The organism is Bacillus sp. JK62 (assembly GCF_053663455.1).
Genome location: NZ_JBSJQA010000002.1, coordinates 117,180 through 138,449, shown reverse-complemented (window position 1 = coordinate 138,449; position 21,270 = coordinate 117,180). Strand labels below are relative to the sequence as shown.

Below are 21,270 nucleotides of genomic sequence, written 5' to 3'. Positions count from 1 at the left end.
TTCGATCATTACTGTGCAAGGCGGACAACGTCGCGTGCGATCATGACCTCTTCGTCAGTCGGAATGATGATGACTTTGACAGGAGAGTGAGGGTAGCTGATAAACGCTTCCTCGCCGCGCACGTTGTTCAGCGCAGGATCCCAATATACACCCATGAATTCTAAGCCGCGAAGCACGCGTTCTCTGACTTCAACGCTGTTTTCACCGATACCCGCAGTGAAAATAATCGCGTCAACGCCGCTCATTCTCGCAGCGTAAGAACCGATGTATTTATGGATTCTGCTTGCAAACACTTCAAGAGCCGTTTCCGCTCTTTCGTTTCCTTCTTTTGAAGCTTCTACGATATCGCGAAGGTCGCTGGAGAAACCGGATATGCCAAGCAGTCCGCTCTTTTTATTTAACGTATTTAATACTTCATCTGCCGTCTGATCCGTTTTTTCCATAATGTACGGGATCAATGCAGGGTCGATGTTTCCTGAACGTGTTCCCATCGCAACACCCGCAAGCGGTGTGAAGCCCATTGACGTATCAATGGATTTTCCGCCTTCTACGGCCGCGATACTTGCGCCGTTACCGAGGTGGCAGGAAATCAGACGCAAATCTTCAAGCGGGCGGCCGAGAAGCTCAGCTGCGCGCTGTGTCACGTATTTATGAGAAGTGCCGTGGAAACCGTATTTGCGGATGCCGTATTTCTCGTAGTATTCGTACGGAAGGCTGTACAGGTAAGATTGCTCAGGCATCGTTTGGTGGAACGCCGTATCAAACACTGCAACCGCAGGCACATCCGGAAGCACTTCTTTAAAGGCTTTAATGCCGACGATGTTAGCCGGATTATGAAGCGGCGCAAGTTCTGAAATCTCTTCAATCTCACGGATTGTTTCATCCGTAAGCAAAACAGAATCGCTGAATTTTTCTCCGCCGTGAACCACACGGTGGCCGATTCCGTCAATTTCATTTAAATCCTTTATAATACCGAATTCAGTCAGCTTGTGAAGCAGCATCTTCACCGCAACCGCATGATCCGGAATATCTGTCACTTCTGTATTTTTTTCGCCGTTAACAGAGATAGTGAAAACGCTGTCGGCGATACCGATCCGTTCTACTAAACCTTTTGTTAGCACCTTTTCTGAAGGCATTTCGAATAACTGAAATTTTAAAGATGAGCTTCCTGCGTTAATTGCAATAATTTTAGACATAAATGACGCTCCTATCAAAATTCTTCTTCGTTTGTTCGTTCTTTTTTCCCAGACCATAACTGCGGTCCAAAAAATATCTGACTTTTCCATTTAAACATTGTCAACCCAGCATTTCAAGTCAACATCCACATTGGTACCGCTTACAACACGAAGTCGATATTTTCTGATAAATCTCATTTGTGCCAAATGGACGGCACGGCCTTACGGAATATTATTTTCTTTCCTTAATTTGTGTTTTCGCCCTGATTTCCATTCATTTTAAAAAGCGAAAAGCAGCGCGGGATTTTGCGTCTCACACTGCTTTTTCGTCATTATTTTTCTTTTTGAATCCATTGATCCAATTTTGCCATCATCTCCCGCATCGCCTGCTGGTTCGCAAAAGAAGGAAGATTCGCCAAAAGCGCTTGTTTCGGCGGCTTTGTGTCTTCGCCTTTTTTCTGCAAGATTAAAATGCTCTTTGCCTGCGCTTCGTCTTTAAACATCGTAGCCGGCAGCTGGAGAAGGGCGTTGATATACACTTTTTCCGCAAAAAACCGCTTCAGTTTATCGCTTTGCGCGCTGTCAAACAGATGGTTCGGAATCATAAAAAATAAGTATCCGCCCGGTTTTGTATGTTTGACGCTCTGCTCAATAAATAAGTGGTGAGCAAATGAGTGGCCTTCATCCGCTTTCAGCTCAAACGCTTGAGCGCCTTCGTCATTCGGATAGTAGCCGACCGGCAAATCGCAGATAACCGCATCGGCCGGTTCGATAAATAACGGCTGAAGACTGTCCTGGCAGAACAGCTCCATTTCTTTTTCCTGCAGATTCGCCTGAGCATAAGCGATCTTCAGAAGGACATCGTCGATTTCAATGCCGAAGCTTTTTGCCGCTTTGTCAGAAAGCTGGTTTGCCGCGGTCAGCAGAAGATTTCCGGTGCCGCAGGCGGGGTCCAGCAATGTCAGGCCTTTTCGGCCGCCCGTAAATTTATTCACGAGGTAACTGATGAAAAGGCCGATCGTATCAGGCGTCATCTGTCTGTTCGGATGGGACTTATCTTTCAGTCCTTTTAAAATGGCGAGCTGGAACGCCTTGCGGATCCATTCATGCTCCCATTTTCTGAAGTCTGCTTTCGCAAGCAGGCTTTTAAGCTCGCCGGCTTGCTTTTCCTGAAGCGGAAGCTGGTCGGCCGTTTCAAGAAAATACATCTCTCCCGCCTCCGCAAGCCCCTCAATATAAGAAATCTCAAGGCCTTCTGCTATCACTTGGGCGGCTTCATCTAAAAGTTCATAAATCTGACCGACATGGTCGTGTTGCATGCTGTTTCCTCCTTGCCATGAAAAGAGCTCCGCGGCAGCACCCGGAGCTCTTTTTCTCTCTTTACTTGATTAACGCTTTTGCAGCTTCGATAGGCTTTTCATAATTCGGGTGGTTTGTCGCTTCGCTTACGTATTCCGCGTAAACGACTTTTCCGTCCTGATCAAGGACAAATACGGAACGTGCCAAAAGACGAAGTTCTTTGATGTGAACACCGAATGCTTCACCAAATGACATCTCTTTATGATCCGATAATGTTTCCACTTTATCAATTCCGTTCGCTCCGCACCAGCGCGCTTGTGCAAACGGAAGGTCGGCGCTGATTGTATAAACGTTCACATCACCGAGTTTTGCGGCTTCTTCGTTGAAGCGGCGTGTCTGCGCGTCACATACGCCTGTGTCAATGGAAGGAATAACGGATATGATCGTTACTTTCCCTTTCATATCTGCTAATGTCTTCTCTTCTAATCCGTTTGTCAAAACCGTGAAGTCAGGAGCTTGGTCACCCGGTTTCACTTCTTGTCCGATCAGCGTCACGGCTCCGCCTTTAAATGTAATTTCAGCCATTCTGATTCCTCCCTTTATCTATGTATAGCTCTATCATAGTCGAGTTTTATGCAAACTGCAAAGGTTATGCCGCATCGTAAAAAAAGCTAACTGCGGGCGGCAGTTAACTTTTCTGTTATAAATCGATATCCGTTCTTTTTTGGTTCCGGCCTTTTTCATTCTTTTTAAACATATGCTGGATGCGTTCAATCGTTTGAGGCGCGGAGTCTAACAGTTTATCAATCAGATGGGTGTTTTCGTCTAAATGAAGCATACGCACGCCGTTTGTTCCGACAATCAGAAACGCAATCGGCGTAATGGATACTCCGCCGCCGCTTCCGCCGCCGAACGGGAGCTTCTGCTCTTTTCTTTCATCATCATCGGTTCTTTTTTCAGCCGGCTTTCCTCCAAACTCGCTTCCGCCCGCCGCAAATCCGAATCCGACCTTTGAAACCGTTAAGATTACGCTGCCGTCAGGCGTTTCAACAGGATCGCCGATGATTGTATTCACGTCAATCATTTCTTTTAAATTTTCCATAGCGGTTTTCATTAAACCTTGAATGGGGTGGTCTGCCATATGCGCTCCTCCTTAAACTGATGAATCATTCTTTGAAGCAACCGGAACCGGCTGTTTCTTTCGTATGATAGAAAGTCCGTTCCGCCCGTATTTGAGCAATTTGAAAGCTGCACCTATAAGATGTCCAAAACGAAAAAAGAATATACACTGCAAATGCGTCTTGGATGCAGGCACTTGAAAAGACGGAATGACTTCGCACACCGGTTTATGTATGAAACGCAGATGATCATACAGCATCGCCGTAAGGCCTCCCTTTACGGCCCACAATCCGCCGGCGGCGATTCCCGTAACGGCGGCGTCTTTTATTCCGATAACCGTCACCCATTCAAACTTCGTAACACGGACTCCCGCAAGAAATGAGGCGGCGATTTGGCGCATCTGAAAGACTTGGTGCAGAATCATTTCTATTCTGTGAATGCTCTGTTTGACATCTTCATATGTGATTTTTTTCTTCTCTTTTTTCTGACCTTTCATTTCTGATTTCGTGTCCTGTTTGACATCAATAGACGCGTCTTCGCTGTTTACTTTAATGACGGGCAGCGTTTTTTTAAAACGGACCAGCCCGTATAAGGCCGAGAGTTTATACGTCAGTTTGTCGTTATCTTTATCGTGAAGATATTCGAAAGTCAGATAGATTTTCATCCTCATGAGCAGCCAGACCAAAATGAGAATGAGAATTACAGCTGCTGCGGCATATCCCATAGGCTTCACTTCCTTAGCAGCATTATCGCCAAAACCAAAAAAAATAAACCCGGACGTTTATTCCGGGTTTACTGCTTTTATTTGCGGTACAGCGCTTCGTGAATCACCGTTGTGTCGGCGATCAAATCGTGAATGCCCTGCTTTTTGGGCGTAAACGCAATGACGATATAGAGAATCCAGATTTTATCGATATAACGCCCCACCGCTTCTCTGAAAATGACGGTGCTCCAAGTCAGCGGCTTTCCGGGCGTCAAAGAAGTGACCTTTAACCCGAAGACCATTTTGCCGAGTGTCTGATGAAACCATTTCGTCATGAACACAAAATAGGCGAGGTAGACGATCAGGGTTGTGACGGAATAAGCTGAGATTGTAAACATTCCGCTTGTTGCCGGGAGCTTCATCAGCGTGAAAATCGGTGAAACGATGAGATGGTTAAGTCCCCAGACCACCAGCCAATCAAGAAGAAACGCCCAAAACCTGATCCAAAAGCCCGCATATGCCTGCTCGGGCGCCCTCTGTTGTTCGGCTTCCTCTTCTTTGCCGTGAAAGCCTTCGTAAGTCGCGTCCATTCTTTCTCCCCCCCTACTTTGCATAGAGATACATCATCCGCGGCGAACCGGATTGCGAAATGAGTTCTTTCATATTCAGAAAATCAATTTCGCTTTTAAACATTTTCGCTGCGCTCATGGAAAAGAGCGAGCCTAATCCGAATCCTTCCTCGTATGTGATGACTGAAGCGTTTTTCATATTTTTATGATCCTTTTTCATCGCGCTGATCGTATCATCGTAAAAACCGAGCTCATCAACGAGGCCGATCTTTTTCGCTTGTCTGCCGTCGTAAACACGGCCGTCGGCAATTTTTTTCACATCCGCTTTTGACATGTGCCGGCCTTTTGAAATGACATTGACAAATCCTTCATAAGAATCGTTGACCATTGTCTGCATGATCTTTCTTTCTTCCTTCGTCATGTCGCGGGTCGGGGACATGATGTCTTTATGCGCGCCGCTTTTAATGGTTTCAAACTTGATGCCGAGTTCATCGGCGAGCTTGGAATAATTGACGCTTTCCATGATGACGCCCAGTGAACCCGTGAGCGTTTCCGGTGAAGCATAGATTTTATCGGCGGCCGTTGAAATATAGTAGCCTCCCGATGCCGCCATGGAGCCCATGGATACATAAATCGGTTTCTTCGTTTCTTTCTTTAGTTCTTCCAGTTTTTTATGTATTTCCGCGCTTTCGTAAACGCCTCCGCCGGGGGAATTGATTTTCAGTACAATTCCTTTGACGCTTTTATCTTCTTTCGCACGCTCAACCTGTTTTAAAAATGATCTGTGATCATACCCGCCTGAGCTGAGCAGGCCAGCGGACCCGCCGTTATCCTCAATTGTGCCGTCCACTTCAAGCACGGCGATTTTACTGCCGGGGCTGCCCTTCTCCAGCGTCACTTCCTCTGTGTCATCTGTCAGTGATGCAAAGTCAGACCCGGTATCTCCGATATTCTTCAGCACCCCGACGGTCACACTTGCAATGACTGATACGCCGAAAATGCCGAGCGCGATGACGAGCGCAATCCATCTTTTTGCATTCATTTGTTCTCCTCCTTTTCTGTCAATATTCGTACGTTCCCCCGTAAAAAAAGATTCATTTTTTTCATGAAACGCTTTCTCTTAACGGATAAACAGGAAACATGTTACACTATTGCCACAGGTATTTTAACACAATACCTGCTGGGAGAAAAACGTAAATATGACAGCAAAGGGGAATGGGGATATGACCGATCTTCGCCGCAATGTTTATTTTTTTCACAAACAAAACAACGAAACAAAAGAACAAGTCAGCTCTTTGAAGCAGCTTGCTGAATCGCACGGTTTTACAGTTGCGGCTCACCCGGAGGATGCCGGAATTATCGCCAGCATCGGCAGCGACGGCTCATTTCTGCAAGCCGTCAGAAAAACCGGATTCCGTGATGACTGCCTGTATGTCGGCATCGCTAAAAAAGGGAAAGCCCATTTGTACTGTGATTTTCACAGCGATGAGCCTGAAAAAATGGCGGCCAGCATGACCGCGGAACAGCTTGAGGTCAGAAAATACCCGCTCATTCACGTAACGGTGGACGGCAGCAATCATTTTCACTGTTTAAACGAGGTTTCCATCCGTTCAAGCATTATTAAAACGTTTGTGATGGATGTGTTAATTGATGATCTTCATTTTGAGACGTTCAGAGGAGACGGGATGATCATTTCCACCCCGACGGGCAGCACCGCCTACAATAAATCTGTCTCAGGCGCCGTTGTTGATCCTTTGATTTCCTGCATGCAGGTATCCGAACTGGCGTCGTTGAACAACAACACATACCGTACACTCGGATCTCCATTTATTTTAAGCTCAGACCGGAAGCTGACACTGCAGGTGGTGCAGGACGGAAATGAGCATCCGATTATCGGGCTTGATAATGAAGCGCTCAGCACGCGGAATGTCAAAAAGGTTGAGATTACACTATCCGATAAAAAAATCAAAACGGTGAAACTGAAAGACAACTCTTTCTGGGAAAAAGTAAAGCGATCATTTTTATCATAAAAAAAGAGGACGGGCATCACTGCCTGTCCTCTTTTTCATATACGATACGGCCGCCGACGACGGTTTTGACCGCTTCCAATTCATGAAGCTTTTTCGGATCCGTCCTGAACGGATCACCGCTGAGTACGGTAAAGTCGGCATCATAGCCGGGGGCGATCCGTCCGCGGCTATGTTCTTTATGGACGATGGCCGCGCTTCCCTCCGTGTAAAACTGAATGGCTTCGTACACGGTCAGGCACTCTTTTTCATAATAGGCCGGACCTTCCGGGTGCTGCTTGCTTGTACGGAGCACAGCCGATTGAATGCCCAGAAGCGGATCGGCCGGCTCAATCGGGGCGTCTGAGCCTCCGGCGCACAGCAGCCCTTTTGACAGCAGTGTTTTCCAGGCGAAAGCCGTTTTCATCCGCTCTTCTCCGAGCCGGTCAATCACCCACGGAAAATCACTGGCCACAAAATGCGGCTGAAGATCAAGTCCGATCGGCAGCCGGGCGGCTCTTTCAATCAATCCGTCATCTAATACTTGCGCATGAATGAGCCTGTCTAGCTGTCCGGGCTTTGCCGGATATCTTTCGATAACATCGAGCACCTTTTCAAATGCAAGGTCGCCAATCGCGTGTACGGCGATTTCCATTCCTTTCTCTCTCGCTTTATAAACAAGAGCGGCAAGGGTCTCGTCATCGTGCACCTGAACGCCGGAAACTGACGGATTATCATGATAAGGCTTTTTCAACAGAGCGGTTCTGCCTCCGAGCGCGCCGTCAGCAAAAATTTTCATCGCTCCGTATTCCAGGTAAGGTCCGGTCGATTTATCCAGAGCGCTCCAGCTGTCGACGGCTTCGTGATGAACGAGCAGATGGGCGCGAAAAGGATAAAGGCCGCTGCCGGTTAATGACTCGTACGCGGCAACGGGAACGGACGCGTCTCCGTAGTAAGCCAGATCTTCTGAATGCCCGCCTGTCAGGCCTTTTGACCAGCAGTCCGTAATCGCCGTTTGAAGCGCGCGTTTGACATAGTGAAGTGAGACGGGCGGCAGGGCCTGTGTCACAAGCTCTTGGGCTTTATCCAGCAGAAGACCTGTCGGACCGGTGCCGTCCCGGACGATAATCCCGCCGTTTGGATCAGGTGTTTCGGTTGTAATTCCCGCCTCGCGCAATGCGGCCGAATTAACCGCAACGGCGTGCCGGCATACCCGCTTCAGCAGGACGGGGCGGTCGGGAAAGAGCGGGTCAAGGTCATGCTTCGTGACGTAATCCGGCCGTTCAAACAGATTTTCATCCCAGCCTTCGCCGATCAGCCATTCGCCATCTTCCAATTCACGCTCTGCTTCTTTTGCGGCCCGCAGGATCGCTTCTTTTGACGTCAGCTGCGACAAATCGAGGCGAAGCTGTTTTTCCCCGTGTCCGATTAAATGCATATGACTGTCCGAAAACCCCGGGAACATGACAGCTCCATGTAAATCGATTTCCTCCGTATCAGGCGAACCGTATGTTCCCTGGAGCTCCCGGAAGCCGCCCGTCTGTTTGATGATGCCGTCTTCGGTATAAACGGCTTCAGTGACATGATTCTCGTCAAGCATTGTATAGATGGTGCCGCCGTGCCAAATCGCTTTCATCCCCGCTCACCCTTTATCCTGTATTATGCTTTTTTATCAGCCTTCAGCCGTTCTTCACGCTGTCTCAACTCCACACGTCTGATTTTTGCGGACGCCGTTTTCGGCAGGCTTTCGACAAATTCAATTTCTCTCGGATATTTGTAAGGCGCCGTAATCGTTTTTACGTGGTTTTGCAGTTCTTTGACAAGTTCGTCACTGCGCTTTTCATCGTCTTGTAAAACGACATAAGCTTTTACGATTGAACCTCTGATTTCATCCGGGCTCGCCACGACTGCACATTCTTTCACTTCCGGATGCTTCACGAGCGCGTCCTCTACTTCAAAAGGCCCGATTGTATATCCGGAGCTGACGATAATGTCATCATTGCGGCTCTCAAACCAAAAGTAGCCGTCCTCGTCTTTTTTCGCGCGGTCTCCTGTAAGAAAGTAATCTCCGCGAATCTGCTTTTTCGTTCTTTCGGGATCTTTATAATATTCCTTGAATAAGGCCGGTGTGCTCAAATGCACGGCGATATCGCCAGTTTCGCCTGTTTCGCATATTTCGCCCTTATCGTTTATAATCTCTACTTGATTTCCGGGGGTCGGTTTGCCCATGCTTCCCGGCTTAATATCCATATCCTTCAGGACGCCGACTAACAGGGTGCTCTCCGTTTGGCCGTATCCGTCTCTCACTTTAATGCCGAAATGCTTCCGGAATACGTCAATGACTTCCCGGTTTAATGGCTCACCCGCAGAAACTGCGCTGTGAAGAGCAGAAAGATCATATTTGTCCAGCTCCTCCACTTTTGCCATCAGGCGGTATTCCGTCGGGGTACAGCAGAAGACATTTACTTGATGGCGCTCCAGCAGCTCTAAATACGTCTTGGCGTTGAATCTGCCGTGATAAATGAATCCTGTCGCGCCGCTTCCCAGAACGGCGAGCAGCGGGCTCCACACCCATTTCTGCCAGCCGGGCGCCGCGGTGGCCCACACTGTATCGTCTTCGGAAATATCCAGCCATGCACCGGCTGATGTTTTTAAATGGGCAAAGGCCCAGCCGTGTGTATGTACAACGCCTTTAGGCTGGCCGGTCGTGCCTGAAGTATAGGACAAAAACGCCATGTCCTCTCTTGTTGTATCAGCTGTTTGAAAACTGTCTCCGTCCGCTTCAATCGTTAGGAGGTTTTTCCAGCCGGCATCATTTTCACCGATTGACAATGTCACCAGCTGCTCGGTATTCACCTCGTCAAATGCGTTTATAAATGAAGGATAAACGATAGCGCCTTTCACTTCGGCGTGTTTGATCCGGTATTCAAGGTCTTTGGCGCGCAGCATTTCCGAGCAAGGAATGACGACCATCCCCGCTTTTAAGATCGCTAAATAAACGGCATACGCTTCAAGCACTCTCGGAACCATGACAATCAGCTTATCGCCTTTTTCAAATCCGAGACCTTTCAGGCGGGCTCCGATTTTATTCGTTTCTTCCATCAATTTTTCATACGTCCAGACTTTCTTGCCGCCTGTTTGATCTTCCCAAATAAGCGCGTTCTTCTCTTTGGAACGGCTGAACTTTTCGATTTCATTTACAAGGTTATAGTTCTTTGGGGCGATTAAATCTTCTCGTTTTAACACGAACAACTCCTCACTTTCTTTCCCCATTATACATAAACATAGGCCATTACAATAAAAATATGCATAAATTGCTTCCCGCTTCTATCTATACTCATGAAAAAAGAGCGGGGGAATTCCCCGCTCTCTTAGCCATTATGTGAAGTTGTGATTAAAACTGCTGCTGGCTGCTTCCGCCCATGCTTTGCTGAGCAAAAGAGACAAGACGTTTTGTGATTTCTCCACCGACAGAACCGTTGGCGCGAGAAGTTGTTTCCGGTCCAAGGTTTACACCGAATTCAGAAGCGATTTCGTACTTCATTTGGTCGATAGCTTGAGCAGCGCCTGGCACTAAAAGCTGGTTGCTGTTTCCGCTGTTTGATTGTGACATGTGTATCACCTCCTTGTGAGTATAGAATGTGATAAAACACATGTCTTCATTCAAAAAAACTTTGGTAATTGTATACAGTTTTAAAACAGGCCGGCAAACTTATCGTGAGCTTCCTGCTCTGAGTAAACAGTGATGGTTTCGATGCCGGCAGCGGCCTCTGCAATCAGCGGTTCAAAATCAACGAAGCTTTCGAAGTGCTCGATTTTTTCTTTTTTCGGACGTGTTTTCGGACTTGGCGGCGTAAAGATGGTGCAGCAGTCCTCAAACGGCTGAATGCTTGTTTCATAAGTGCCGATTTCTTTTGATTTCTCGATGATTTCTGTTTTGTCCATTCCGATTAAAGGGCGCAAAACCGGTGTTGCCGTCACGGCATTGATCGCATACATGCTTTCAAGGGTCTGGCTCGCTACCTGCCCGAGGCTTTCCCCCGTAATGATCGCGAGCGCTTTTCGTTCTTCTCTGATTCTGTCCGCGATTTGCAGCATAAGACGCCGCGTCGCCGTCATCGTATAGTTTTCCGGGATTTGTTTTTGAATGAGTTCCTGCGTCTTTGTAAACGGCACGATATGAAGTGTCATACTGCCGCCGAACTTCGCGAGGCATCCCGCGAGATCCATGACTTTCTGCTTTGCCCGTTCGCTCGTATACGGCGGACTGAAGAAATGTACGGCTTCAACTGATAATCCCCGTTTCATCGCGTAAAAACCGGCGACCGGACTGTCAAAACCGCCGGAAAGCATCAGCATCGCTTTACCCGCGGAACCGACAGGAAGGCCTCCGGCGCCTTTTTCGTTACGAATGGTCAGGAATGTCGCTTCCTCCCTGATTTCAATCCGAAGCGGAATATCAGGATTTTTCACATCGACGGTTAATCCATCCGTGTTTTTCAAAATATGGCCGCCGATTTCAGCGTTCATCGCATTCGTATCTAATTCAAACTGCTTGTAAGCCCGTTTGGTCTCGACCTTAAACGTATTCCCCGGTTTATATTCGCCTTCTATCGCGGCTAAAGCCGTTTTTTTAATGTCTTCCAGCTTGCTTTCGCATTTAATTGCGAGACTGAAACTTTGAATGCCGAATATATTCTTTAATAAGGAACAAATTTCCTCCGGGTTTTCTCCATTAAGTGTAATTGACATCCGGTCCCGGTTTGAAAAGTATTTTACTTTTTTATAATCCTTTAATACCAGGCGGATATTTTGTTTTAATCTTTCAATAAAACTGCGTCTGTTTTTTCCTTTTGTGGATATTTCACCAAAACGGATTAAAATATGATCGTAATTCATATGCTACCTCATCATTTTTTTTAGTTTTTGAACAGCCGGCACTAGCGCGGCCATAAACGGCTCCGTGATGTCAGCCGTATGGCTGAAGTTCAGGCTGACTCTGATGCTGCTTGATGCAACCTGTTCGCCTTTATTCATTTGCAGAAGAACACGGCTCGGTTTGTGCTCTCTTGCCGAACATGCCGCGGTTGTGGAGACATATATTCCTTTTTCCTCAAGCATGTGCAGCAGCACTTCCGCCTTCACGCCCGGAACGGAAAAATTAATGATATGCGGCGCGCTGTTTTCGGCGGGAGTGTTGATGACGACCCCGTCCGTCCCGCTCAGCCTTTCCACGAGCGCATTCTTGGCAGCCTCAACGGAAGAAAGCCGCTCATTCATGTCACGCGCGGAAAGATTGATCGCTTTCGCAAGGGAAACGGCGCCTGCCGTGTGTTCTGTTCCGGCCCGGACGCCTTTTTGCTGCGAGCCGCCCGTTATAAGCGGAATGAGCCGCGTTCCTTTTTTGACGATAAGCGCTCCGGTCCCTTTTAAGCCGTGAAACTTATGCCCTGAAACGGTGCAAAGGTCAATGCCCGCTTCTTCTATAGACAGAGGAACTTTATGAATGCCCTGCACATGATCAACATGAAACAGAATATTCCGGTGCTGCTTCAAAAACCCGCCGATTTCCTTTACGGGCTGAATGGAGCCGACTTCGTTATTGACATGCATGACGCTGACGATTATCGTATCCGGCCTGATAGCCGATTTGACGTCTTTCAAAGAAACGAAGCCGTTTTGATCGGCCGGAAGATATGTGACTTCAAAGCCGAACAGCTCTGTCAGCTGATCAAGCGTCTCCGTCACAGAAGGATGCTCAATCGCCGAAGCAATGATATGTCTTCCTTTACTCATGTTTGCCCAGGCCGCTCCCTTTAACGCAGCGTTATTCGCTTCAGTCGCGCCTGATGTAAATACAATATCATAATTTTTTAAACGTAAGGTTCTTTTTATTTGCTGAGCGGCCGCTTCAAGGAGCTGTTCCGTCTCAGTTCCTAACTGGTGCAGAGACGAAGGATTGCCGAAATAACGGCTGCTCGTCTGTTTATACACTTCCAAAACCTCTTCATACGGCTCGGTCGTTGAACTGTTGTCTAAATATATCATTTTTTTTACTCCTTTTATGAAAACGGTACATCGTATGATATTTATGCTACCATAACAAAAGTAAATAGAAATTTGCAATAAATCGAGTATTGACTTCTCTGTACATTGCCATATAATAAGTAATGTTCGTTTTGTTATATTATCTGACAATTAATTGACAGAATATTTCAACATAGTATTTAGGAGGACTTTTATGAAACACTCACTACCTGTCAAAGATACCGTTATTATCGGTTTCATGCTCTTCGCACTTTTTTTCGGGGCAGGAAATATGATATATCCGCCGGAGCTTGGGCAAGCGGCGGGGCATAATGTCTGGAAAGCGATGGGCGGTTTCTTACTGACCGGCGTAGGACTGCCGCTTTTGGGTATTATCGCCATCGCATTAACAGGCAAAGACGCGAAAGGACTTGCCGATAAAGCTCACCCGGTATTCGGCACTATTTTCACCGTTGTGCTTTATTTATCAATCGGGCCGCTTTTCGCGATTCCGAGAACCGGAACCGTTTCATATGAAATCGGTGCAGTTCCGTTTTTAAGCGGCATCCCGGAAAGATTATCTTTATTTGTTTTCACGTTGATCTTTTTTTCTATTACGTATTATTTAGCTCTTAACCCGTCCAAAATCGTGGACAGAGTCGGAAAGATTTTGACTCCCATTAAATTCGGTATCATTTTAATCATTGTCGTAAAAGCCATCGTCACTCCGATGGGCGGGCTGGGCGCCGTACATCAGGCATATTCCGGAACGCCGGTGTTCAAAGGATTTTTGGAAGGCTATAAAACAATGGATGCGCTCGCCTCAATCGTCTTCGGCGTCGTTGTCGTCAACGCTGTTAAAAGCAGGGGCGTCACCCAGCGTAAAGCGCTCGCGGCCGCTTGTATTAAAGCGGGTCTGATTGCAGCGGCGGGTTTGACATTCATTTATTTATCTTTGGCCTATCTGGGAGCGACAAGCACGGACGCTGTCGGGCCGCTCGGCGAAGGCGCAAAGATTTTATCAGCTTCATCTGATTACCTGTTCGGTTCACTGGGAAACATCGTTCTCGGCGCCGCCATCACCGTTGCGTGTTTAACGACAAGCATCGGGCTTGTCACATCTTGCGGCGAATATTTTTCAAAATTGATTCCCGCTTTATCATACAAAATGGTGGTTACGATTGTCACGCTGTTCAGTCTGGCGATTTCAAATTTCGGACTTGCTGAGATTATTGCATTTTCAGTTCCTATTTTATCAGCCATTTATCCGCTGGCGATTGTCATTATCGTCCTTTCCTTTATTGATAAAATCTTTAAGGAAAGACGCGAAGTCTATATCGCCTGCCTGATCGGAACGGGACTGTTCAGTATCCTGGACGGTTTGAAGGCAGCAGGCATTCCGCTCGGATCATTAGATTCATTCTTAAACGCAAATCTTCCGCTTTACAGCATGGGAATCGGCTGGGTGCTTCCGGGCATTGCCGGAGCGATCATCGGCTGCATCATCACGTTTTTTATCAGCCCGCCCATCGAATTAAATAAAGCAAAATCGTAACATTCAGCGCCTGCGGTTTGATGTATATCAGCCATAGGCGCTTTTTATATTCCGTGAGAAACAAAAAAACTGCACCTCTGATTTCCATCAGGGTGCAGTTTTTGCTTGTGCGTCTATGAAGCAGATTGATCAGCTTTAATTTTTTTCACGGCGCCGGGAGCTGCTTTTTCAACAGCAGCTGCTGCCATCTCATAAGCTTCATTATAGCTGTAAGCGTAAAACAGCCGTTCCGCTTCTTTCAGCTGTTCGGATAAAATATGATTCTGGCTTCGGAAGCGGTTGCCGTACTGGATGATCCGCTCAATCAGCTTCACCTGAATCACAAGTTCTTCCGCCTCTTCGCTGACTTCCGCAACCACCTTTTCAGCTTCGGTCAGATGTTTGGCGGCTTCCTCCATGTTTAACGGCAGCTCTTCCAATTGGCTGACGGTCTCTTCTATATGATGATTTGCCGTCTCGAGCTTGTCCTTGACTTGTTCAGGAATTCCCGGCACGTTGCTTTTTTGCAGCATTCGGGCCGTGTCAGAAATGGTTTTCCGAAGATTCATCAGCGTTTCCCGCGCCTGCAGTTCTTCTTTTCTGAGCGCCTGCAGATTTTCACGGTATTCGGCATGTTCTTTCTGAGCCTCTTCCATCTGCTTTTCGATGGCCTCGACTTCTTCAATCAGCAGCGAGTAAGCGACATGCTCACCGTCAAGCTTTTCTCTCGCCTGCTCAAGGAGCCGGCCGATCGTTTCCAGCTGTTTTTCGAAAGCATGCTGTCTGCCGATTTCTCCCGCCGTCAGCTGATAGCTTTCCTTGACGAGCTCCGTTTCGGTTTTTGTGCGGTCTTTTTCTTCCTCAAGCTTCTCATACGCGATGATCAGCTCAGGCATTTTGCTTAATACGGACTGTCCGGCTTCCACTTCGCCTTCCAGCTGTTCATACATCGATTGAATGGTTTCATCAATCAGCTGAAGAATGGCGGACGCTTCGTCGACATCTAATTCTTCCAAAAGCGCGCTTTCGGCCCGTTTCAATTGATTTGTGAGTGTCTCCAGCTCTTTTTCGATTTGAATATGCTCCAATTTGTAGCCTTTTTCCGTCATTTCCCGGTAGCCGTCTTTCAGCTTGGCAATTTGGTTCGGCACGGTCTGTTTACAGTCCGCGAGCAGTTTCGGAACGTCATCTATGTATGTTTGAAGCTGATCCAGTCTGCGGTCCTGTTCAAGCAGCACTTTTCTCGCTTTGATGTAATTGCCGCTTTCCGTCTCTTCTTCGAACTTTTTTATGCCGCTCCAGATTTCGTCGAGATCCGTCTCCAGGCTGTTATATAGCTCTCCGTAGAGATGGCTGTACGCCAGAAGGTTTTTTCGCGCTTTTGAATACCGCTCACGCACCTCTTCAATCTCTCCGCGGCTTTTTTCCTCGCTCGTCACAAGATCGCTGATCTCACGCAGTATGCCTTCTATATTTGATTCGGCTGCAGTGAGGAGGTCGTCGATGTGGACAAGCACCTGATTCGCTTTTTTGAACCGGTATTTGTCGGCGTTCTCTTCGGCATCATAAAGGAGCTCTTCTACTTTCGGCAGATGGGCTGTGACAATTTCATCCCACTCTTCGCGCCATCTTTCAAAGAACTCTTCCGTCTCTCCGGTCATTTTCAGATGTTTGATCTTGGACATTTCTTCCACTATCGAACGGTTTAAAATTTCAATCTTCCATGACTCCAGCCGGTCAATTTCCGTATAAATTTTTTTCCTGAAAAAGTAGCCCGCCGCAAAGAGCGCGAGCAGTATAACCAATAATCCGATGACTAACTCCATAATGAGCCCCCTTGTTGTTCTCTTAATCTGTCAGGGTGTTTTATGTATTCAGAAAGATTTCAATATATGTATTGAGAAAATCTGTCGTTTTCATTGTTATTATGATACCATGTAACCAACATTTTTTGACCAGAAATCAAAAACTTTTTGCATAATTTCGGCAGGATTCTGCAATTTTTTAATGGAGTGACACAAATGGAAAAACGAGACGCTCATATCCACACGCCTTTTTGCCCTCACGGCTCGAAGGATGCGCTGAAACAATATGTCGAAAAGGCCCTGGAAAGAGGCTTTGACTCGATCACATTTACAGAGCACGCCCCCCTTCCTCCGTCATTTCAAGACCCCGTACCGTTTCAGGACAGCGCGATGGATCTCAGACAGATGGAGGTTTATTTGGAGCGGCTGTCACAGCTGAAAAAGGAATACGATGGACAAATCAGCATTCTGACCGGGCTAGAAACCGATTTTATCACAGGGTATGAAGAGGAAACCGCGGCGTTTCTGAACACGTACGGCCCCTCACTGGATGACGGCATTTTATCCGTTCATTTTTTGAAGACCGGTCCGTCTTATATCTGCCTCGATTTTGACGAGCATGCGTTTCGGCAGCTTGCCGACCACTTCGGAAGCGTTGAAGCCGTATATGAACAATACTATGAAACTGTGTATTCTTCCATTGTAACACCTCTCGGCCCCTTTAAGCCAAAACGGGTCGGCCATATCACGCTCGTCAAAAAATTCGCACGCCTTTTCCCTTACAGCATGTCACCTCAAATAAGAGAGCTTGCGGCCCGCTGTCTTGACGCCGTGAAAGAACACGGAATGGAGCTGGATGTGAATACATCCGGGCTCAGAAAGAAGTTTGCCGGGGAAGTATACATGGAGGATTGGATGGCTGAGACGGCGAAGCAAAAAAAAATCCCGCTCATATTCGGGTCGGACGCCCATCAAGCGGAAGATGTCGGCAGTTCCTATGAAACGTACAAAAGCATCATTACTTCATAAGCGCCGCATCAGGCCGTCGGAACACGCTTTCGATCCATATCTTCACCTCTTCAAAATACCTTTTATAAAAGTACGGTTCATGAGGCTGCATATAGAGCACCTCCGTAATGTATTGAGGCTGAAGATACGGCATCATCAAGAGGGATTTCAATTGCAGAATAAAATGCGGCACGGGCAGCGTCAGCCGTCTGTGGCGTGACTGCCCTTCTTCAATTACCAGCTGGAAAATATATTTTTCTTTCATTAAGTAAGTAGACATAATTTCCCTGATAAGCACGGAATCAATCGTCACTTCCCGGTACACAAACCGCGTTAATTGACGGTTATCGTGCTGATAGGATAAAATATCGAAAATCACCCGCAGGATGCGTTCCTGCGCGTCTTCACCGTTCATACTGACGGCGGCTTTTTCCAGCGCTTCAGTATAGCCTTCGTAAAACTCGGAAACTAAATGTTCCATTAATCCGCCTTTCCCTTTAAAATAGTAGGAGATGTGCGCAACATTTACATCAGCTGACTTTGCGATTTCACGGACGGACGTGCCGGAATAACCTTTTTGGTTAAACAGCTGGACAGCGGCGTTAATAATTTTGTCTTTGGTGCTTACTTTCATACGGCTCACCCCTTTATGTGTAACAATTCAAGCAGAAAGGCGCCGTTCCTGTAAGAACTTCTCGACAAATGCCGGCAGAACGGCCGGAACTTTGTTTGATATTATAGAAAAAGTGAGGGTTTTCCATGTTTCATGTCGAAAAACAATCCGGAGATAAAGAAAAAAGTTATCAGCTTCTGCTTAAACAGCTCGAAGCCATGACAGAAGATGAAACGGATGCGATCGCAAATTACGCGAATGCATCAGCGCTTTTATACCATTCATTACATGAAGTCAACTGGGCGGGGTTTTACTTCGCTAAAGAGGGCGAGCTTGTGCTCGGACCGTTTCAAGGACTTCCTGCCTGTGTGCGCATTCCGTTCGGCAGAGGCGTATGCGGCACTGCCTACTCTAACGGCGACGTGCAGCGGATTGCCGATGTGAATGCGTTCCCGGGACATATCGCCTGTGACGCGGCTTCCCAGTCAGAAATCGTTCTCCCGATCCGCGTAAACGGTGAAGTGATCGGTGTGCTGGACATTGACAGCCCCGTGAAAAACCGTTTTGATGAAACGGACGAAACCTATTTAGCAAAGTTTGTTGAAACGCTTGAAAAACGATTAGGATAAAAAAAGGAGCCCGGCCGGCAGGCCGGCTCCTTTTTTATGTCGTCGTGCTGTTTTGATGGATGATCAGCCGGTTTTTGCCGTTCCGTTTGGCGATATAAAGCGCCTCGTCCGCTTGCTGAACGAGCATTTTCAACGGCATCGGGCCTGTCTTTGACCAGCAGGAAACACCGCAGGAAATCGTCACGCGCGGCTCGGTGTTTTCCCGGATGGCGCGAACAAGCCTTTTAGCGATGCGTTCTCCGGATGACACGTTGATATTCGGCAGATAGACAGCCAGCTCCTCGCCCCCCCACCTCGCAGCGACATCATGCTCACGAATATGGTTTTTCATAACGGAGGCCACCTGAATCAGGATCGAATCTCCCGTTTGATGACCGTATGTATCATTAATGGTTTTGAAATTATCGATATCAACGAGGATGAATACACCCCGTTTATGAATTTTCATGCTGTATTGAATTTTCTCATCCAAATAGGTTCTTGAATACAGCTCCGTCAGCTGGTCTGTCTGAACAAGATGCTCAAGCCTGTCGCGCAGCATGGAGTTCGTGACCGCTAATGTCGCATGGTGAATGAGCGCTTGAAAAAGCTTATACATTTCAAACGTAAAAGCATATAAATCCTTTTTCAATAAAATCGCGAACCCGAAGACGGTGTCATTTTCGATCATCGGCACCGCCATCAGCGAGCCGAAGCCGTTTTCGCCGAATACAGTCTTTCCGCTGCCGATAAACACGCCCTTTTCTCCCTCGAACAGCTTTTCTTTCACAATGCTGATATAGGGGTTCGCACGTTCTGTCTTAAAAAAAGCGGTATGTCCCGGAAGCAGATTTTGCGTCTCAAAATGATCAATATGAAAAAAAGCCACTTCTTCCGCATGAAATGATTGGGTCATAATGGCGGCGAGTTCCCGCATCGTGTCAGTGAGTCTGAGGCGCTGATTCAGCTGGCGCGATGTTTCATTAATGAGCTCCAGATTCGCAATGCTTTTTTTCGATTGCTCATAGAGCTGCGCATTTTCAAATGCTTTTCCCGCTGCGCCCGCAAGCAGCAGCATTTCACTGAGAGTACTGCACGAAAGAACGGCATCCTGCAGCCCCTCCGTCTTCAGAACCCCGTAAGTCCCCTGCTGGCCTTTGATCGGCAGGTAAGCAGATGACCTGCCTTTTCTGAGCAGTCTCCCCGATAAATAAACCTTCAGGGCAGACGGGTCGGCATCTTTTCCGTCCATATGTAATTCTTTTGCGGGAAGCTGTCTGTCCGTATCCTGATCCTGCGTGATAAACAGTGAAAAGCGGAAAGACCGGAAAGCCGTACTCAAACTTGCCTGCAGTTTTTCCAAAACCTCATTTTGATCCAAAAGCGAATGGAACATTTCTGTCATTCTGTGAATTTTCCGCTGATGCTTCGTTTTGTCAAACAGTCCGCTTTGTCTCACAGATTGATTGATAAACTGAGTAACGATCTCAGGCAATGATTCCGGGATCGGCAGCCCGCCTTCCGAGCGCAGATAAAAGGATCTGCCGGACGTCTGATTCCTGATCATAAAACGGCCGTCACTCTCTTTCAGCGGAGCATAATGCGGTTCATCTTCTGTTTTTATGGTGAAACGTGTTGATTCTGCCGGTGAAAGGGTCAATGAAAGAGATGTAAAGCAGGATTCTAGAGCTGAGGCCAGCCATAACAGCGAGTCGGATAATGAGACGGATTCAGATTTCGTTAAGAAAAAAGAAAGCATTTTCTGATGAAAGGCCGTCACTTCATCAATTGTTTGTTTTTTCATTTTTATCACCTAAACATGTACTACTCATTTTTGTACATTATATCATAAACCGGCACTCTTCATGGAGAAATGGTTGACGGCGGCGGGGAAAAATCATATAATGTTCTTTGTGTGAAATATTGCAGCCTTTTTGTTCAGCTTCTGTGTTTGCATTTTGTTCCTTAGCTGTAAGGTGTATCGTGTAACTCTCTGCTGCTGGAGCGAGGATACATGAAAACAAAATGTGCACGGTCGGATCGAACAGACGGTTTTTATTTTCCACAAAATAAAACCAAAGGAGGAGTCACATTATGGCTCGCTATACAGGTCCATCTTGGAAACTGTCCCGCCGTTTAGGAATCTCTCTTAGCGGTACAGGTAAAGAATTAGAAAAACGCCCTTACGCACCAGGTCCCCACGGTCCGGGACAGCGTAAAAAACTATCAGAATACGGTTTGCAATTGCAAGAAAAGCAAAAACTTCGTCACATGTACGGTGTAAACGAACGTCAATTCCGCACATTGTTTGACAAAGCTGCAAAAATGACTGGTAAACACGGCGAAAACTTCATGATTCTTTTAGATGCACGTCTTGATAACGTTGTGTACAAGCTCGGTCTTGCACGCACTCGCCGTCAAGCTCGCCAATTAGTTAACCACGGTCACATCCTTGTTGACGGAAGCCGCGTTGACATTCCGTCTTACCAAGTAAAACCTGGTCAAACAATCGGTGTTCGCGAAAAATCAAGAAACCTTTCTATCATCAAAGAATCTGTAGAAGTAAACAACTTCGTTCCTGAGTACCTTACTTTCGACGCTGAAAAGCTTGAAGGTACATTCACTCGTCTTCCAGAGCGCTCTGAGCTTGCTCCGGAAATTAACGAAGCGCTTATCGTTGAGTTCTACTCCCGTTAAGTAAAACGCTCTTTAAAGAGCATTGGATTAAACCCTAGAAACGTTGTTATATCAACATTTCTAGGGTTTTTCTTTTGGGCTGTCAGAATGGTGGACAGATGCTCCCT

At 47.1% G+C, this 21,270-nt stretch carries 20 protein-coding genes; 5 read left to right on the top strand and 15 right to left on the bottom strand.

The genetic code is table 11. The features are described 5' to 3' along the window. Positions 1-8: 8 nt before the first annotated feature. From ACWJJ4_RS05845 to sppA, 7 genes are all read right to left on the bottom strand, one after another. Positions 9-1,196: an acetate kinase gene (locus ACWJJ4_RS05845; RefSeq protein WP_003152426.1), complete on the bottom strand. Its 1,188-nt coding sequence runs from the start codon at positions 1,194-1,196 to the stop codon at positions 9-11. Positions 1,197-1,507: 311 nt separating this feature from the next. Continuing rightward, positions 1,508-2,494 carry a class I SAM-dependent methyltransferase gene (locus ACWJJ4_RS05840; RefSeq protein WP_173613153.1) on the bottom strand — a complete coding sequence of 329 codons (987 nt, stop codon included), beginning with the start codon at positions 2,492-2,494 and terminating at the stop codon, positions 1,508-1,510. A 61-nt stretch (positions 2,495-2,555) separates the two neighbouring features. Then, complete coding sequence (tpx, locus tag ACWJJ4_RS05835) at positions 2,556-3,059, bottom strand: thiol peroxidase (RefSeq protein ID WP_007613091.1); 504 nt, start codon at positions 3,057-3,059, stop codon at positions 2,556-2,558. A gap of 115 nt (positions 3,060-3,174) precedes the next feature. Then, on the bottom strand, positions 3,175-3,615 hold the full coding sequence (gene ytfJ / locus ACWJJ4_RS05830; RefSeq protein ID WP_003152423.1) for a GerW family sporulation protein: 441 nt from the start codon (positions 3,613-3,615) through the stop codon (positions 3,175-3,177). 12 nt (positions 3,616-3,627) lie between these two features. Next, positions 3,628-4,317: a DUF2953 domain-containing protein gene (locus ACWJJ4_RS05825; protein ID WP_063636778.1), complete on the bottom strand. Its 690-nt coding sequence runs from the start codon at positions 4,315-4,317 to the stop codon at positions 3,628-3,630. A gap of 77 nt (positions 4,318-4,394) precedes the next feature. Beyond that, on the bottom strand, positions 4,395-4,886 hold the full coding sequence (locus ACWJJ4_RS05820; protein WP_007408048.1) for an RDD family protein: 492 nt from the start codon (positions 4,884-4,886) through the stop codon (positions 4,395-4,397). Between the two features lie 13 nt (positions 4,887-4,899). Next, positions 4,900-5,907, bottom strand: a complete 1,008-nt coding sequence (gene sppA, locus ACWJJ4_RS05815) for a signal peptide peptidase SppA (protein ID WP_454021504.1) — start codon at positions 5,905-5,907, stop codon at positions 4,900-4,902. A gap of 181 nt (positions 5,908-6,088) precedes the next feature. Between sppA and ACWJJ4_RS05810 the strand changes: the two genes are divergently transcribed. Continuing rightward, positions 6,089-6,895: an NAD kinase gene (locus ACWJJ4_RS05810; protein ID WP_003152418.1), complete on the top strand. Its 807-nt coding sequence runs from the start codon at positions 6,089-6,091 to the stop codon at positions 6,893-6,895. 16 nt (positions 6,896-6,911) lie between these two features. Here ACWJJ4_RS05810 and ACWJJ4_RS05805 read toward each other — a convergent pair whose 3' ends face one another. The 5 genes from ACWJJ4_RS05805 to ACWJJ4_RS05785 all read right to left on the bottom strand — a co-directional run bounded on the left by ACWJJ4_RS05805 (position 6,912) and on the right by ACWJJ4_RS05785 (position 12,919). Next, positions 6,912-8,507 carry an amidohydrolase gene (locus tag ACWJJ4_RS05805; RefSeq protein WP_454021503.1) on the bottom strand — a complete coding sequence of 532 codons (1,596 nt, stop codon included), beginning with the start codon at positions 8,505-8,507 and terminating at the stop codon, positions 6,912-6,914. A 23-nt stretch (positions 8,508-8,530) separates the two neighbouring features. Beyond that, entirely contained in the window at positions 8,531-10,117 is a 1,587-nt protein-coding gene (gene mbcS / locus ACWJJ4_RS05800) for an acyl-CoA synthetase MbcS (protein WP_020956201.1), read from the bottom strand. Between the two features lie 148 nt (positions 10,118-10,265). Beyond that, the gene (locus ACWJJ4_RS05795; protein ID WP_003152415.1) at positions 10,266-10,484 is read right to left on the bottom strand and encodes an alpha/beta-type small acid-soluble spore protein; all 219 of its coding nucleotides are present in this window, start codon (positions 10,482-10,484) and stop codon (positions 10,266-10,268) included. An 80-nt stretch (positions 10,485-10,564) separates the two neighbouring features. Then, positions 10,565-11,770, bottom strand: a complete 1,206-nt coding sequence (thiI, locus tag ACWJJ4_RS05790) for a tRNA uracil 4-sulfurtransferase ThiI (protein ID WP_032858466.1) — start codon at positions 11,768-11,770, stop codon at positions 10,565-10,567. A 3-nt stretch (positions 11,771-11,773) separates the two neighbouring features. Further along, positions 11,774-12,919 carry a cysteine desulfurase family protein gene (locus ACWJJ4_RS05785; RefSeq protein WP_094247657.1) on the bottom strand — a complete coding sequence of 382 codons (1,146 nt, stop codon included), beginning with the start codon at positions 12,917-12,919 and terminating at the stop codon, positions 11,774-11,776. Positions 12,920-13,112: 193 nt separating this feature from the next. Here ACWJJ4_RS05785 and brnQ point away from each other — a divergent pair, with 193 nt between their 5' ends. After that, positions 13,113-14,453, top strand: a complete 1,341-nt coding sequence (brnQ, locus tag ACWJJ4_RS05780; RefSeq protein WP_003152412.1) for a branched-chain amino acid transport system II carrier protein — start codon at positions 13,113-13,115, stop codon at positions 14,451-14,453. 113 nt (positions 14,454-14,566) lie between these two features. Here the strand turns inward: brnQ and ezrA are convergent, their stop codons facing one another. Continuing rightward, positions 14,567-16,258 (bottom strand): septation ring formation regulator EzrA, encoded by a 1,692-nt coding sequence (ezrA, locus tag ACWJJ4_RS05775; RefSeq protein ID WP_094247656.1) that lies wholly within the window; start codon positions 16,256-16,258, stop codon positions 14,567-14,569. Positions 16,259-16,453: 195 nt separating this feature from the next. Between ezrA and hisJ the strand changes: the two genes are divergently transcribed. Beyond that, complete coding sequence (gene hisJ / locus ACWJJ4_RS05770) at positions 16,454-17,266, top strand: histidinol-phosphatase HisJ (RefSeq protein WP_003152410.1); 813 nt, start codon at positions 16,454-16,456, stop codon at positions 17,264-17,266. Here the strand turns inward: hisJ and refZ are convergent. Beyond that, on the bottom strand, positions 17,256-17,879 hold the full coding sequence (refZ, locus tag ACWJJ4_RS05765; RefSeq protein ID WP_007408038.1) for a forespore capture DNA-binding protein RefZ: 624 nt from the start codon (positions 17,877-17,879) through the stop codon (positions 17,256-17,258). The two genes, hisJ and refZ, sit on opposite strands and share 11 nt — an antisense overlap. A 125-nt stretch (positions 17,880-18,004) precedes the next feature. On the opposite strand from refZ, the gene ACWJJ4_RS05760 reads away from it, so the two are divergent. Continuing rightward, positions 18,005-18,487, top strand: coding sequence for a GAF domain-containing protein (locus ACWJJ4_RS05760; protein WP_007408037.1), 483 nt, complete (start codon positions 18,005-18,007; stop codon positions 18,485-18,487). Between the two features lie 34 nt (positions 18,488-18,521). On the opposite strand, the gene ACWJJ4_RS05755 is transcribed toward ACWJJ4_RS05760, so the two are convergent. Beyond that, positions 18,522-20,270: a sensor domain-containing diguanylate cyclase gene (locus ACWJJ4_RS05755; RefSeq protein ID WP_003152407.1), complete on the bottom strand. Its 1,749-nt coding sequence runs from the start codon at positions 20,268-20,270 to the stop codon at positions 18,522-18,524. 290 nt (positions 20,271-20,560) lie between these two features. On the opposite strand from ACWJJ4_RS05755, the gene rpsD reads away from it, so the two are divergent. Further along, positions 20,561-21,163, top strand: coding sequence for a 30S ribosomal protein S4 (rpsD, locus tag ACWJJ4_RS05750; RefSeq protein ID WP_003152406.1), 603 nt, complete (start codon positions 20,561-20,563; stop codon positions 21,161-21,163). Positions 21,164-21,270 lie beyond the last annotated feature (107 nt).

Coding starts and splice junctions, on each gene's coding strand:
- ACWJJ4_RS05845 (WP_003152426.1), bottom strand. CDS start 1,196: ATGTCTAAAATTATTGCAATTAACGCAGGAAGCTCATCTTTAAAATTT.
- ACWJJ4_RS05840 (WP_173613153.1), bottom strand. CDS start 2,494: ATGCAACACGACCATGTCGGTCAGATTTATGAACTTTTAGATGAAGCC.
- tpx (WP_007613091.1), bottom strand. CDS start 3,059: ATGGCTGAAATTACATTTAAAGGCGGAGCCGTGACGCTGATCGGACAA.
- ytfJ (WP_003152423.1), bottom strand. CDS start 3,615: ATGGCAGACCACCCCATTCAAGGTTTAATGAAAACCGCTATGGAAAAT.
- ACWJJ4_RS05825 (WP_063636778.1), bottom strand. CDS start 4,317: ATGGGATATGCCGCAGCAGCTGTAATTCTCATTCTCATTTTGGTCTGG.
- ACWJJ4_RS05820 (WP_007408048.1), bottom strand. CDS start 4,886: ATGGACGCGACTTACGAAGGCTTTCACGGCAAAGAAGAGGAAGCCGAA.
- sppA (WP_454021504.1), bottom strand. CDS start 5,907: ATGAATGCAAAAAGATGGATTGCGCTCGTCATCGCGCTCGGCATTTTC.
- ACWJJ4_RS05810 (WP_003152418.1), top strand. CDS start 6,089: ATGACCGATCTTCGCCGCAATGTTTATTTTTTTCACAAACAAAACAAC.
- ACWJJ4_RS05805 (WP_454021503.1), bottom strand. CDS start 8,507: ATGAAAGCGATTTGGCACGGCGGCACCATCTATACAATGCTTGACGAG.
- ACWJJ4_RS05795 (WP_003152415.1), bottom strand. CDS start 10,484: ATGTCACAATCAAACAGCGGAAACAGCAACCAGCTTTTAGTGCCAGGC.
- thiI (WP_032858466.1), bottom strand. CDS start 11,770: ATGAATTACGATCATATTTTAATCCGTTTTGGTGAAATATCCACAAAA.
- ACWJJ4_RS05785 (WP_094247657.1), bottom strand. CDS start 12,919: ATGATATATTTAGACAACAGTTCAACGACCGAGCCGTATGAAGAGGTT.
- brnQ (WP_003152412.1), top strand. CDS start 13,113: ATGAAACACTCACTACCTGTCAAAGATACCGTTATTATCGGTTTCATG.
- ezrA (WP_094247656.1), bottom strand. CDS start 16,258: ATGGAGTTAGTCATCGGATTATTGGTTATACTGCTCGCGCTCTTTGCG.
- hisJ (WP_003152410.1), top strand. CDS start 16,454: ATGGAAAAACGAGACGCTCATATCCACACGCCTTTTTGCCCTCACGGC.
- refZ (WP_007408038.1), bottom strand. CDS start 17,879: ATGAAAGTAAGCACCAAAGACAAAATTATTAACGCCGCTGTCCAGCTG.
- ACWJJ4_RS05760 (WP_007408037.1), top strand. CDS start 18,005: ATGTTTCATGTCGAAAAACAATCCGGAGATAAAGAAAAAAGTTATCAG.
- ACWJJ4_RS05755 (WP_003152407.1), bottom strand. CDS start 20,270: ATGAAAAAACAAACAATTGATGAAGTGACGGCCTTTCATCAGAAAATG.
- rpsD (WP_003152406.1), top strand. CDS start 20,561: ATGGCTCGCTATACAGGTCCATCTTGGAAACTGTCCCGCCGTTTAGGA.